Genomic DNA, 12,850 nt, shown 5'->3' with positions numbered 1-12,850 from the left:
TCAGTATTACCAACTCTTCTGGGTCAAGAATAGTGGTACTTCCATTACTGACTCCCCATTTTGTTTGCAGCTTCAAAGCTCATCCATGCCCACCCTGATGGCACGCTGACCTCTGCGAGATTCGACCAATTTCGCATCTTCTGCGTCCTCCATGTACTCCACCATTTTTTCGAACAATGCAGCCGGCACCAGATAGGCCTCGGCTTTGTTATGGTTGAGCACAGCCACCGGCTCGCCCGAGTCTGTGGCGCGGCTGACCACCTCTGCATAGTCGCGTTTCAGTTCGGCGACTGTCGTTGTCAAGCTGGTCAATGCGTTTTCCATAGCTCTTCCTTGGCGATTCCATGAGTCATCAATGAGCACTCAGCGAGCACTCAGAGTGGCGGAGCGGGCTGCGGCACAGCCAGAACGAATGATATCAACCAGCCGTGGGAATGCTACCGCTGAATGCAGAAAAATACATGTGCCGCCAGGCCGCCTAGCGCGGGCTTTTTGTTGGGCCTCCGCGCACTAAGTGCAAACACCCGACACCAGAAAAATCCAATCAAACAGCTATCTACTTGACCTATCATCACAGGGACACCGCCAATACCCTGTGTTTTGTGGCTAGGTAGTTGCCCTAATATTCCCCTTGAAAGCACAAAAAGACGGGTCCATAATCCCGGTGCGCTAGTCAATCCTGGCGTCGGGCGTGAGAACCTGTGGAATGTTGGCGGACACCGCCGCGAAAGCGGTTTTTTTGTGTCTGTGCGTCTTGGTGCGTCCTCTATGGCGGGCCGGACGGGGCAGCCTTCGGGCTGGCTGGTGCCAACTACCAGTTTCTCACCCCCGTTTCGGTCCGCCACCCACCGTGAGAAGTGGGCGGCGGTAACAAAACCGTTAGTTGGAGTACCACCATGGACTCTTTCACCCAAGGCGCGCCCGCGCCCAGCAGTAACGCCCCATTCCCCTTCAATCCCACCCGAGAAGAACAGTTTGCCGACGCCGTGCAATGCATTAGCGGCCTGGCTACCATCGCGCTTGGCCAAATCGCTGCCATTGGGCGGCTGACGCTCAGTGCCATGGAAGTGCCGAACACCTACCTGCACCCGGAGAACATCGCCCAGGCCCTGGAAACGATAATCTGTCTGGCCGAGCGGCTGGACGGCACCATTGATTCACACGCCGTTGAGCTGTGCTGCCGCGCTGAGATCTACCCAGAAGAGCAAATCCGCCGCGGCAAAGCATTCTGCGCCGCCTGGGACTCGCAACGCGGAGGTGAAGCGCAATGACCGCCGCCACCCAATCCCCCGCCATCGATCTGGCCGCGTTTTCCAAGAGCATGGACACGATGGGCCGCAGCGCCGCCGCCCAAATCGTCAGGGCGAAGCGCATCAACGCGCTGAACATTACCGCCAACCCGGCCGACGCCAGCAGCCTTAAGGCCGCTCTGCCGCTGGTGTTGGAAATGGCCGTCATCACCAACGCATCGGCCCGCAGCGCCATCATCGGCCTGAAGCGCTTGTCGGCCATTGCCGGCCACGCCCTGGAGGCAGCCAAGGCCGAACCAGGCCACGCCGAGACCGCAGCCGTCGTCGAATCGCTGGAATTGATCATTGAGCTTGCCGCTCGGTTCAGTGAGGACTTCCACGCCGCACACACGGCTGATGCAAAGGCCGTCCTCGAAATGCTGGAAGTGGTCGGCACCACTCCGGGCGAGCTGTTCAGCTTTGCCGGCGAGCGCGAAGAGGTGGCGGCATGAAGCTGATCATGAAGAAATCCACGCTGTGGAAGATCGTTGAAACCATCGCGGCCGGCGTCGTCGTCGTGCTGCTGGTAATCGGCATCATCATCTGGTTTCCGGTGTGAGCGCATAGCGCCACGACTCGCCACGCGAAGGAGCAACAGACATGAACACCCAATCCACCCCGCTGATCGTCGGCGTAGAAGCCGGCCTTACCATTTCCGCGAGTGCTGACGAGACTACCGTTCAGTACAACATGGACGTCCGCGACATGGTCATCAACAAGCTGGAAGACTTGCACGCCATCTTGTACTGCGCCGCCGGCTGCCAGGAACACCAGATGCGGACACTGCCCACCCTGCTGGCGGCGTGCGCTGACGCGGTGACGGAAATCCGCATGATGGCAGTCCTGGCCATGTCGCCGGTAATCACCCATGGTCCAGCCCCGGATGACGACTGCGAGGACGACACGAAGCTTGACCCGGCGCACTTGGCTTCCTGCAGCGAAGAGCATGAGGCCGAGCTAGACGCAACGCTGGGCCTGAAGGAAATCACGTTCAAGATGGAGCAGACGCTTTTCGACGATCTGCAGGCCATCGCCGCAAGCCAGAAGCTCGTAGATTATCGGCCCGTAGTGCGCCAGGTACTGACTGAGTTCATCGCCAGAAGCAAGGAGCAGCCGGAGCGCGGCCCGGCCTTCTGACGGAGCGACAAGACACCGCCAACGAGTAAGGCCCGGCCGCAATCCCGCTGGGCCTGGAGGATTAGGAAAATGGAAGACTGCAGAATGGCATCAGAAACCGGCGTTACCGTCATGGCGGCCAGCCGGCATACCGCAATCATTCAAGACGAAAGCCCGCTTGAAGTGTTTGGCATGAAAGCGGTCCAGCTGCGCAGCGTGCTGGAAACAACCTATGGCGAGCTGGGGCGCGACTTCCGCAGACTGCTGGAGGGGCGGCAAGATGAAGTGCTCTGGCTTTGCGCCCGGCTGGCACAAGAAATGGTCTTGCTGCTCGCCGTTCACGGCAAAGGCTCCAAGCGCGCCGATAGCCAAAGCCTGGAGCAACATCGCGCCGAGATAATGGCTGGTGTGAGGGATAAAATCCTTAGCCAAGCGGCTGATAAGGATCAGGTAGAGGCCGCAAATACTACTGGGAAATCATAAGGTCGCCTGCGAGCGTGGCCACGACACCAGCAGGCCTCGCAGCAGCGAAACAACAGCGAAATTCATTACACGACAGGGCAAAACGCCCTGTCTTTTTTCGTCTCCGGCGTCGCCATCCTGGCTATACAAAACGCCCCCATGAACGCCCGGCAGACTCTCGCGTGCGCTGTTCGCAGTCAATGCCGGCAAACCCTTGCCTGGCAAAGCTTTCGAACAGTTTGCCAACGCAATCCGCTTTTTTGCGAAAACAAACCCCATGCAATCCCCTAATGACGCCCAAACGGCGGCTGCGAAAACAATCCCATGCAATGCGAAAACCCACCGCATGAACGTCATGCCGGTTGCCGGTGTAGTAACAGCCCGCAAACCATTGCCCAGCAAGGATTACAGCCATCCCAACCACCGCAATAGCCCATTTTTCGAAATTAACCCCATGCAATCGCACGTCAAGAGGAGGAGAACGCCTCATGGCAAATGCGACAAAAGCGACAGCTGAAAAACTGGCGCAGTGGGTTGGACCAAGGCTGGTCACGAAAAGTCACGTTTCTGCCGCGATAACAGTCGCAATGCAAGCCCGCTCCCGGCGTACCGAAATCACCGCCGACATGGTGCTGGATCGTCTCTGGCAGATAGCCGCCGCAGACCCGAACGACCTGGTGCAATACCGTCGAGAAAACTGCCGCTACTGCTGGCAATTTGTTCCCATCCAACAGCCGCAGTGTCTGTTTTGCGAAAACAATCCCATGCAATCGGTTGTCGTCCGTCCCTGACTGGCCATTTAATTCGAAGACATCGCCAGTTACGGCAAAGCTAAAAGCGGGAAGAAAGCAAAGCGGGAAGAGAAAGTGGGAAGTCCGGAAACCCTTGCCAGTCAAGGCTTTCAAGAGTTTCGGGCCACTCTTCCCACTCTTCCCGCTTTTTTTGAGCCACCCCAATAGCCGCTGTGCGCAGGCCTATTTCCCAGGCTGAAATCCAATCGTTTCAATCATTCGGAACAATGTTCTAATTGCATCGCGTCCGCCAGGCCGCCGCCGCGCATGATGGTAAATGATGGTGTCAGCACTGCGATTGCAGCCGCAATGCAGTCCCGAACATCGGGCGGCAAGTCATAACGAAACATAACGCTGCACTGCCAACGTTCGCAATGACGATGAACGCCAGATCGCAGCGCGGCCGGCAGCGCGTGCGATGGATGGGCTGGAGTTTTCGGAGTCCATAAAAAAGGGGAGTTTTTTTGAGTCCATAAAAAAGGGGTTTCGGGAGCAGCAAGCGCTTGGATGACTCAGGCTGAAGGTCTAAAGTAGGGCAGCACCGCGACACTGACGGTACTTTTGACGGTATTTTTTAAAATCAAATCGTCAAAATCATTGCCTGTATTGGTTTTTACGCAACAATGCGATAGACGCCGCCCCACCAGTTTTTTGGCAACGGCAGACAATAGCAGAAGGTCGCAAACCAATAGGGACGCGGCTTTTAGACTAGTCTGCCGTTTTTCTTTGCTGTCTGGTGCCGCCTCCTGCTGTCGTCGTGTTCGCCCAATTTTCGCCCACGTTTCTTCGCTCCAGCGGAACCCACTTGCCGTAGTGCCGGATGATCATCTCGATAGTCTCGTGGCCGAGCTGGCGGGCTAACCACCAGAGGTTTGCACCGTTGCTGACGTGGTGAGAGGCGAACGTGTGGCGGATCTGATAGGGATTCCTGTAGCGGACGCCAGCCCGCTTCAGTAGTGGGGTCCAGGAACTCATGCGGATTTGCTTTTCCGTCTCCCATCCCTTGCCGGTCTTGTAGTGCGTGAAGACTCGATCACCGGCCAGATACGAAATCGCCTTTTGCCGCTGCAGGGCTTCCAGCGCCTTGGGCGTCAAGGTGATGTCACGGATCCCTGCGGCAGTTTTTGGCCCTTTCTCCTCTTTGACTACGATGTTTTCTTCAATCCTGACTGATCCATGGATGAAATCGACTTTCGACCAGCGCAAAGCAATTAGTTCCCCTTGCCGTAAACCAGTCTCAAACCAAAATTGATACATATTTACATCGTTTCCCGATGCGAATTTCAGGATTGCCTCTATCTCCTCAATCGAAAATGGATCTACGACATAGTCAGATTTGTGTGAGGTCTGAGAAAGCAGCTTTCGCAAAGCCACGCGATCCAGTGGATTGAAGTCGATCATGCCATCATTCATGGCATCATCAAAAACAGAGCGCAAAGGGCTAATGATATTTCTCGCCGTTTTTGCTGTAACCCCAAGTGCTCCAATCCACGTTCTCAAGAATGCAGGTCCGACGTCACGCAACAGTTTTTCGCCCATTGCCGGTCGTAAGTGGCCGGAAACGATCTTTTTGTATCCGTCGAGCGTGGATGGTGACATTGTGCCATTTTGTACCGCCTGCTCCCATCCTGAAATTGCTGAGTCGAATAGATCATTCATCGTTGATTTGAGAATGGCGTGGCCAAATAGTGCCGCACGTTTGCTGTTCGGGAAGTAGTCAGCGTAATTGAAGGTGCCCTTTTCAATTGCGTTTAAAATTTCTCCCTTTAGGCGGGAGGTATATGCAATATTCGCTTTTGTAGCTGGAATTTTTAGAGTCTCTCTGCATTCGACCCCTTTGTACATGAACCTTATTCGAATAGACGATCCTTTCGCCCCGCTGCGCGTTTCTACGCCGCCTTGTGAGACTTCATTCCCTCGTTTTCTATCCATTTTTTTACCGCCTCAGTGTTAACCCACAACTTCCCTGATACCAACTTGCATTCACGGCCATCTAGCCAGGTGCCGCGACGGTGGCGATTGTAAACCGCATCCTTGGTGTCCCCTGAGTCTTCGCAGTACTTTGTCAGTGTTACCCACTTCATGGCGATTCCTTTTTCAGTTATTTTCGCTGGACGACCGCATTCGAGGCCAATGCGCCGGACTGAACGACTGGCCCTTGTTGTGCCGCTCGGCATGGAGCGTAGAGGGTAGGGTGTCGTCGGCGGCGATCTCGCCGCGCTTCTCCAGATACAGCTGGTAGGCGGTCTTGTAGGGGTTGATGCCCAGGACCGTGCCGGCATCGCTGCCACCGATGCCGGTATTGCGCAGGGCGAGCCATTCCTCGCGGGACATTGCAGTCATGATTTCTCCTCGCCCTGTGGGCGTGAAAAAGGCCGCTCTAGGCGGCCTGGTCGGTTATCGGGTCTTTCCCACAGAGCTGGCGGAACAGCCGCCGCTCTTCGGATTCATCGCGCCGGCGCTTCTGCTCCGGCGTCAGCTTGGGGTCTGACTTCTGCAGCGAGCCGAACAGCTCAATCTGGTTGGCCATACGGCGCCGCGCGTAGAGGATGCTGGACAGCGTGGTGGTGTCGCTCACGCCGCCTCCCTCTGCTCGCTCACCTGCTCGTCCAGCACGGCCGCCGCCGACGCATCCACGAACGCCCGCGCCGCGCGCGCCAGCTGGTCGTAGTGCGGGCCCAGGTCCGTCCTGTCAAACACCCGGCGCAGCAGCTGCTGGCCCAGGTACAGGTGCATCTCGCCCATCAGCTCCGCCGGCGCGCCGCTCAGCAGCAGGTCCATGAAGGACGCGCCCATTCCGCGGGCGCATTCGATGTCGGTCAACATCATGTCGGCTTCATGCTCGACGGCCAGCGCCAGCCGCTCATCTCGGTCGGCGGTGGAGAGGTGGCGGCACAGGTCATTCAGCACCGCGCAGGAAAGGTTTTGCAGGCTCATTTCAGTTGCTCCACAGCTTGGGCCGCGGCGACGGCGGCAAAGAAAAAGGCGACCATCAGCAGGCCGCCCAGCGTGTTCTTGATGAAGGCTTTCATGCCCGCCCCCAACCCGACATGACGTAGCCGGGCAGTAGGCCGTCAGCACGGTCCAGCGCCTCGCCCATGCTGCGGGCCAGGACGATCAGGCCAGCACGCTGCCGGGTGCGCGGCTGCTGGTAGTGGACGCGAAAACCAGTCAGCCGGCGCGTCGCGTAGCTGGCGGCAGTCGATCAGGACGGGCGCCGAAGTCGGCGCAGGGATGGCGTTGGCGATCATGCTGCTTTCCCTCGCTGGATGGTGGCGCGCGTCTTGTAGTGAGCGGCGTTGATTCGCTCTTGGCTGGCTGCGCGGAGGATGGCGGCGTTTTTGTCGGAGGCCGGCACACCCTCGACGCGGAGCGTGAAGCCTCCAGTCTTGGCGCGCGGCACGAAATCGACGACGTAGGTGTGCATGGCGTACTCCAGAAAAAAGAAACCCGGCACGGGGCCGGGGGGATCTGAAAAAGTTGAAGGGGGGACGTCGGGGCTACATGAACTCAAATCCGGCGATCCAAAACTCAACGGCGGCATTGTTCTGGTCGGAGGTTGTGAAACAGTACGATGACCATCGGTCAAGTGGGAGATTAAGCTTTGCAAGCAACCAGTTTATTTGCTCGTGCATTTGGCCTGGAGGATTGGCAGAAAACAGCAAAATGAGCTTGTGAGTCGCACTAGCATTTTGCAATTTCTTGAACATATCAGTTCGTATTCCTGGTAGCTCTCGCTCACCACTAGCGCTCATCCATCTCTTCATTTCGACTACAGCAAATCGTTTGCCGGTATCCGGCTCTTCTAGCACCAAGTCGTGAAAGTCAACTTCCACAATCACCTTGTAAGGCATGGAAAGTAGGGACTTGGCAACTATGAATTGGTAGAACCGTTCATTGTTGAAGCGGAGAATACCGCCGCCTCTCCTAAGTTTCGCAGTAGGATTGGCCGCAGTCGCTTCAAGAATTTGTCGGTCTTCTGATTCAATGGCCATGCCGGCTAGATCGACTAGACGGGCAAGATTTGGGTGCATTCGAATGTCCAATTCAATCAAACTCGCATAACAATAATTTGGTTCGAATGAGAGGCTTAAGCAAGCTATGCGAGGTGCAGAGGTGGGGGAGCTGGCGCGAATCGTCGCCCAGCGACTGCGGGACATGGTCCAAGCCCCCACCGCTGAATCCAGCGGGCCTACCGACATCAGACTACCTGTGAGGGCTGCCGGCGCTGCTGCAACGGCCTACGGTGTTCTGTGGCCGACCTATCTGCACATCGGTTGGGGTGCGCAACCGGAAGGTCTCCCGCCGAAGCGGCCCCGGCGCAGTGCGGGGGTGTCGCAATATCACTGAACGTCCTGCCTGCTCCTGCCCGGGTGGCGCCCGGTTCGCGCTGCCAGCGCTGCACTTGCTCGTGGCAAGGCGTTCAGTGATAGAGCCGGCCGCGGCCAGCTCGCCCAGCATCAGGCTGCTTGCAACTGCTTCAGGCGGCACTTTGTCACCTTGCCGTCGTCTTCCTTCACAGAGTAGAACGAGCCTTTCGGGCCATCGTCGATGTGAGTGATCTTGCCGCTGCCAGTGCGCTTGTGGATGGTGGTGAACTTCACTTTGCTACCAACTTTGAATTCGCTCATGTGTTCCTCGTTTGTGGTTGCGACCTACACGGCTGGCGGCTTGGGCCTGGCTTCCTGTGAGACGATCCGCGCAACCCTTATGCGCACTCCCACCAGGCGAAACCGCCATCCGTAAAGGTGCCGCCTAAGACCCGCTAACAAAACCTGTCGATAAATCGCAGACAGATCACTGAGATAGCCAGTTTGAGCAAGGCGTAATGCGTATCCAGCCGCCGTTCAAAGCGGATGCGCAACTTGCCGAAGCCCGCTAGCCAAGAATGGGTACGTTCTACCACCCAACGGTGGCGACCTAGTCTCTCGCTGCTTTCCACCCCGCGCCGAGCAATTCGCACCAAGATTCCGCGTCGGCTCAGGTGTGCACGGCAACGGCGGTAGTCATAGCCTTTGTCAGCATGCAGCTTGTAAGGCTTTTGTCTGGGCCGTCCTGGCAAGCCAGGAACGGCAGGAATCGCATCGACCAAAGTTTCGAAGACCATGGAGTCGTGCCGATTGGCGCCGGTCATGCTCAGCGCCAGTGGCAAACCTCGGCGATCTACGATGATGTGCCGTTTGCTGCCGCATTTACCTCGATCAGTGGGGTTGGGGCCGGTCTCTTGGCCCCCCGGGGGCTGGCAACGCTAGCCCCATCAATGCTGGCCCGGCCCCAATCAATTTGATGGTGTTGGCGCAGTTGTATCAGCAGAGCTAGGTGTAGGCGGTCCCAAATGCCTTGCGCTTGCCAATCCCGCAGTCTTCGCCAGCAGGTCATCCCGCTGCCAAAACCGAGTTCCTGTGGGAGGTCCTCCCAAGGAATACCGGTGGCGAGAACAAACAAGATGCCGTTGAGGGCTGCAAAATCATCGAACCGTGGCCGCCCACCCCGGCGGGAGTGCGGTGGCGGAGGGAGTAGCGGCATGTGATGGCATACAGGTTGGACCGCGGCAGACCAAGTCTGATAAGCGCGCAAGATCTAGAGCCCGCTTGTTAGCTGAGACAGTCTTCCGGCGAATTCCATCAAGGCCCGCGGATCTATCGGTCTGCAACAAGGCCGGATATAAGCGAGCAACCAACCGCTGCATGTCATTTATGAAACTGCCCTTGGCAAACGGGACGCGTCCATATAAGCGAGTCTTAATCATGGCTGCCCAAGCGTAAGCTTTTCCCGAGCTTGGCTCAGGCGGGAGCGTCAGTCTGCTTTGCTTGATGCCGCCATCGATTGGTCATGCAGGGGAAGGTGCTGGAGGCGGATCATCCTTTGGTCTGTTTGAGAGCGATGCGAATGCCCTCGCTGAGGTTGCCATTTCCCAGTTGCCGGGCAATCTTGATGCTTTCGGCGTCGAGGTAGACGTTTTTCCGGCCGCCGCCATTCAATCTGGCAGGTGCGCCAGCGCCGTTGCTTATCCCCAATGCGGCCTTGATGCGCCGCTGGTCCAGCAGACGAAGCACGCCAGCGGTGGCCATGTAATAGATGCCTGAATTCCAGTTTCGCACCAGTGCGCCAGCGCGGCTTCCCAGAGTGACCACGCCGATGGTTTCGTACCCAGGCAGCTCGTACAGCTGATACAGCCTGGGCTTGCCTGGCTGCTCAATGTGAATGCGGGTGTGGCTGTCGAAAATCATTGCCGGTTACCTCGCCAGCTCGATATTGTATTGCGATCGCCGATGGCCGCAATGCGCCGCGAACGAGTGGCGCATCGCTTTCAAGTTAATTAAGTACACACAAAATAAGATTGCAAGGGGTATTTTGTGTGTATTGAATTGGCTTTCAATCTGCGATGATGGGATCAGTTGAGCTTTATGGCGCGTTTCAATCGGTAAAATGCTTTTCCGCAGGCAGTCTTTCTCATTGCCAGACGTAATTTCCATGACTGAAAGAGTCCGCGCTATGCGGGCTTGATAGTATTGACCGCGTCGAGATGTGCGATCCGATCCAAAAGCCGGGTCAAAGCCGAATACCCGTTTCAGGCGATCAGACAACAACCCTGCCGGGTGAGAAACCGTTGCAAAGTCGTGGATGAGGTCTGAAGCAAGCGGCCAGTTGACGGCAGACTCCGCGTGCTGTTTTCCCCTCCTGACTTTTGGGTGAGCGGGCGCCTTGGCGCAAGCCCCGTGATGCGAGGCAAGTTTGCCGCGATGACGAAACAAAAGGCTTGCGTCAAGCAAGCCTTTTGTTTCCTGCATGGGTCGGATTATTGAGGCTGGTTTTCGTTGCTGGCCAGTTCCAGTTGCACTTTCTTCACCCGCTTGTCGGCGGCCAGCCTTTGCTGCAGACCCAACAGTTCGGTTTGGGCCGGGCTGTCATACACCACTACGCTTTGGGTGCGGAAGCGCACGGTCAGGCCGTGGTCGCGGGCAATGGCGGCTTCATCCTGCGGCGAAGCCAATTGCACCAGCACGGTGCCGCTGACGGTGGCGGGAGCCCATTGCTTGGGTGACTGCACCACGTCGCCGCGATTCAGCGCGACTGCGCCGCTGGTGCGGGCGCTTATGCCGCTGGCTGATTTTGCCGACTGTTTGGCCTGACTGAGCTGCTTGTAATAAGTTTTGCCATTGATTGCGACTGCCTGGCCCGCCGGCTTCGGCAGAAAAGGCAGCTCTGCGGCCTGGGCGCCGATTGTCAGCGCCAGCAGGACGAGCGAGGTTGTCAGGATGGTTTTTTTCATGCTGCGCTCCGATGGCCGAAGAAGCGGATCGACCAAGATTTCAGTTTGCCTTCCGCATTGGGGAGGGTGTAGGTGGTGTTCTGGCTGCCGACGCGGTGGATGAACTGGTAATCGCCGCCATTGGTGTCTATTACCCGGATGCGCCATTGCCCTTTGGCCGATTCGCCGTAGAAATGGTTGGACAGCAGCCGCTGCTGGTTGAGGCCGTAGTTTTCCGCCACCAGCGAGGTGCGCGGCGACAGCAGCACCGAGCGGGTGCCGGACGGCGAGATCAGTTCCACCGCCAGGTCGCTGGCGCGGCCGTGTTCGGCGTCCACCAGGATTTGCACCGCTTCCACGCTGAGATCGTCCGGCTGGGTATAGATGCTTTCCACGCCTTTTTCATCTGCGTCGGGGATGGCGATCTGGGCGGTTATGGTCTGCCAGCGGGTCTTTTCTAGCGGTGGCAGCGGGTGGTTGTAGAACAGCGCCTTTTCCACCGCCTTGTCGATATTGATCAGGCCGAAACCGTAAAACTGGTGGAAGGACAAGCCGGCGGCGTTTTTCTGCCACCCGGGAATCGCCTGGTAGCTGTGATTGCCGCCGCTCTTGTCCTTGAAAGCCAGGGTGACGCCGGGGTTGGCCGCATCGACCTTGCGGGCGGTGGTGATCAAGATGTGGCGCACGTCGCGGGCGGTGAGCGCCGGGTTGGCCGACATCACCAGCGCGAAAGAGCCGGATGTGGCGGGTGCCGCGGAGGAGGTGCCGTTCATCACGCCGTTATAGTCGCAGTTGGGGTCCAGCGCGTTGCCGCCGTGCAGGGCGTTGTCCTTGCTGCCGGCGAGATTCCAGCCGCGCTGGCAACCGGACAGATCGGTGGTGATCATCGCTGGGGAGTCGGTGCCGTACTCGCCGCCGGGTGCGGCAAGCAGTACGTTGGCGCCCACCGACGAATACGATGAACGCACGCCGTCGGCATTCAGCGCCGACACCACCACGTTCCAGTAGTTGCTGTTGTCGGTGGTGAGGTTGGCATCCTGCACCGGCAGGCCTTCGTTGCCCTTGTAGCCTATCAGGTAGCCGCCGCTTGTCCGGAAGTAGTTGTAGGCGTTGCCGGCCGATTTGACGAAGACCGCGCCGCGGCCCCAGTGGCTGTTGCGGCTGACGTCCTCATAGGTTTCCTCCTCGGTCTTCAGTTCGATATCCTGGTCCGGGTTGCCTGGAATGGAGCGAATGGCGGAAGAGCCATAGCTCTGGTTGAACACGCGCGAGTCGGTGAAGGCCTCAAGGGGGCGGCCCCCGGGCTGTTTGCCGTGAGATAGAAGCCAGCCGTCCAGTGTTTGCGCCAGCAGCCAGTTGAAGCCTTTCAGGCTGGCGGAGGGCGCTACGCCGCGTCCGCCTATGCCGTTGAAGCCGACGGCCGCGGCGATGCCGGCCACCGATGTGCCATGGGCATTGTCGGCGGAGTCTGGCGTGGGGTCGTTGCTGCCGGTCACCAGGTTTTTCGAGCCAGGCACGATATTCGCCGCCAAGTCGGGGTGCTTGATTTCCAGGCCATCGTCGATCACGGCGATGGTGGTGCCCACGCCGCGGATGCCGCGCAGATGGGTAAACGCCAGATTCAGGTCTACGCCTTTGACGCCGCCGCGTTTGGAGAAGGCATTCTGGCCGGTGTTCTGCAGATACCATTGTTGTTGCGCCAGCGGGTCGCCTGGCTGTAATGGGTAGTAACGGCCCTGTACCGGTGCGGCGGCTTGGCTGGATAGCGAAGCCAGCGCCAGCAGGACTGCGCTGCTTGCGATGCGAATGTGCATGGTTTATTCCTCTAATTTTGCCTTTGTTATATTCGGCACTGCCGAGATTCGATCTTATTTGTAAATTTTTATTGCGCAAATATTATTTTGTCATAATAAATGTCGCGACGAGAATTTATCGGTAGG

At 57.9% G+C, this 12,850-nt stretch carries 19 protein-coding genes; 5 read left to right on the top strand and 14 right to left on the bottom strand.

Annotated features, from left to right (window positions below):
* Positions 1-72 precede the first annotated feature (72 nt).
* Positions 73-324 (bottom strand): type II toxin-antitoxin system Phd/YefM family antitoxin, encoded by a 252-nt coding sequence (locus tag BI344_RS13785; RefSeq protein ID WP_071113470.1) that lies wholly within the window; start codon positions 322-324, stop codon positions 73-75.
* Positions 325-896: 572 nt separating this feature from the next.
* On the opposite strand from BI344_RS13785, the gene BI344_RS13780 reads away from it, so the two are divergent.
* The 4 genes from BI344_RS13780 to BI344_RS13765 all read left to right on the top strand — a co-directional run bounded on the left by BI344_RS13780 (position 897) and on the right by BI344_RS13765 (position 2,888).
* Complete coding sequence (locus tag BI344_RS13780; protein WP_071113469.1) at positions 897-1,271, top strand: hypothetical protein; 375 nt, start codon at positions 897-899, stop codon at positions 1,269-1,271.
* Positions 1,268-1,741, top strand: coding sequence for a hypothetical protein (locus tag BI344_RS13775; RefSeq protein WP_071113468.1), 474 nt, complete (start codon positions 1,268-1,270; stop codon positions 1,739-1,741). Before BI344_RS13780 ends, BI344_RS13775 begins: the two co-directional genes overlap by 4 nt.
* A gap of 148 nt (positions 1,742-1,889) precedes the next feature.
* Positions 1,890-2,426, top strand: a complete 537-nt coding sequence (locus tag BI344_RS13770; RefSeq protein WP_071113467.1) for a hypothetical protein — start codon at positions 1,890-1,892, stop codon at positions 2,424-2,426.
* Positions 2,427-2,510: 84 nt separating this feature from the next.
* On the top strand, positions 2,511-2,888 hold the full coding sequence (locus BI344_RS13765; RefSeq protein ID WP_071113466.1) for a hypothetical protein: 378 nt from the start codon (positions 2,511-2,513) through the stop codon (positions 2,886-2,888).
* A gap of 121 nt (positions 2,889-3,009) precedes the next feature.
* On the opposite strand, the gene BI344_RS24920 is transcribed toward BI344_RS13765, so the two are convergent.
* The gene (locus BI344_RS24920) at positions 3,010-3,357 is read right to left on the bottom strand and encodes a hypothetical protein (RefSeq protein ID WP_206600400.1); all 348 of its coding nucleotides are present in this window, start codon (positions 3,355-3,357) and stop codon (positions 3,010-3,012) included.
* On the opposite strand from BI344_RS24920, the gene BI344_RS13760 reads away from it, so the two are divergent.
* On the top strand, positions 3,356-3,658 hold the full coding sequence (locus tag BI344_RS13760; RefSeq protein ID WP_083370221.1) for a terminase small subunit: 303 nt from the start codon (positions 3,356-3,358) through the stop codon (positions 3,656-3,658). The two genes, BI344_RS24920 and BI344_RS13760, sit on opposite strands and share 2 nt — an antisense overlap.
* 708 nt (positions 3,659-4,366) lie before the next feature.
* On the opposite strand, the gene BI344_RS23015 is transcribed toward BI344_RS13760, so the two are convergent.
* The 12 genes from BI344_RS23015 to BI344_RS13710 form a co-directional block, all read right to left on the bottom strand.
* On the bottom strand, positions 4,367-5,590 hold the full coding sequence (locus tag BI344_RS23015) for a site-specific integrase (RefSeq protein WP_083370220.1): 1,224 nt from the start codon (positions 5,588-5,590) through the stop codon (positions 4,367-4,369).
* Between the two features lie 165 nt (positions 5,591-5,755).
* Positions 5,756-6,001, bottom strand: a complete 246-nt coding sequence (locus tag BI344_RS13745) for a YqaJ viral recombinase family protein (protein WP_083370219.1) — start codon at positions 5,999-6,001, stop codon at positions 5,756-5,758.
* A gap of 37 nt (positions 6,002-6,038) precedes the next feature.
* Positions 6,039-6,236, bottom strand: a complete 198-nt coding sequence (locus BI344_RS13740) for a hypothetical protein (RefSeq protein ID WP_071113461.1) — start codon at positions 6,234-6,236, stop codon at positions 6,039-6,041.
* Positions 6,233-6,595, bottom strand: a complete 363-nt coding sequence (locus BI344_RS13735; RefSeq protein ID WP_071113460.1) for a hypothetical protein — start codon at positions 6,593-6,595, stop codon at positions 6,233-6,235. The genes BI344_RS13740 and BI344_RS13735 overlap by 4 nt, the downstream gene beginning before the upstream one ends.
* 310 nt (positions 6,596-6,905) lie before the next feature.
* A complete protein-coding gene (locus tag BI344_RS13730) occupies positions 6,906-7,085 on the bottom strand; it encodes a hypothetical protein (RefSeq protein ID WP_071113459.1) in 180 nt (59 codons plus the stop codon).
* Between the two features lie 73 nt (positions 7,086-7,158).
* Positions 7,159-7,818, bottom strand: a complete 660-nt coding sequence (locus tag BI344_RS13725; protein ID WP_206600399.1) for a hypothetical protein — start codon at positions 7,816-7,818, stop codon at positions 7,159-7,161.
* A gap of 300 nt (positions 7,819-8,118) precedes the next feature.
* Positions 8,119-8,289, bottom strand: coding sequence for a hypothetical protein (locus tag BI344_RS24400; RefSeq protein WP_158021070.1), 171 nt, complete (start codon positions 8,287-8,289; stop codon positions 8,119-8,121).
* 134 nt (positions 8,290-8,423) lie between these two features.
* Positions 8,424-9,184 (bottom strand): IS5 family transposase gene (locus BI344_RS23010; RefSeq protein ID WP_241499355.1). Its coding sequence is split into 2 segments (ribosomal slippage): positions 8,424-8,893 and positions 8,893-9,184, totalling 762 coding nucleotides; the frame shifts between segments, so codons are not numbered across the junction.
* A 332-nt stretch (positions 9,185-9,516) separates the two neighbouring features.
* Positions 9,517-9,888, bottom strand: a complete 372-nt coding sequence (locus BI344_RS13720) for a hypothetical protein (RefSeq protein ID WP_071113457.1) — start codon at positions 9,886-9,888, stop codon at positions 9,517-9,519.
* Positions 9,889-9,894: 6 nt separating this feature from the next.
* Entirely contained in the window at positions 9,895-10,449 is a 555-nt protein-coding gene (locus BI344_RS24030; protein WP_139167295.1) for a hypothetical protein, read from the bottom strand.
* An 8-nt stretch (positions 10,450-10,457) separates the two neighbouring features.
* Entirely contained in the window at positions 10,458-10,931 is a 474-nt protein-coding gene (locus tag BI344_RS13715; RefSeq protein WP_071113456.1) for a hypothetical protein, read from the bottom strand.
* Positions 10,928-12,724, bottom strand: a complete 1,797-nt coding sequence (locus BI344_RS13710) for a S8 family serine peptidase (protein ID WP_071113455.1) — start codon at positions 12,722-12,724, stop codon at positions 10,928-10,930. Before BI344_RS13710 ends, BI344_RS13715 begins: the two co-directional genes overlap by 4 nt.
* Positions 12,725-12,850 lie beyond the last annotated feature (126 nt).

Source organism: Chromobacterium sphagni, assembly GCF_001855555.1.
GTDB lineage: Bacteria > Pseudomonadota > Gammaproteobacteria > Burkholderiales > Chromobacteriaceae > Chromobacterium > Chromobacterium sphagni.
Note: the sequence above shows the minus strand (reverse complement) of the source record. Positions and strands in the feature narration are given on the sequence as shown.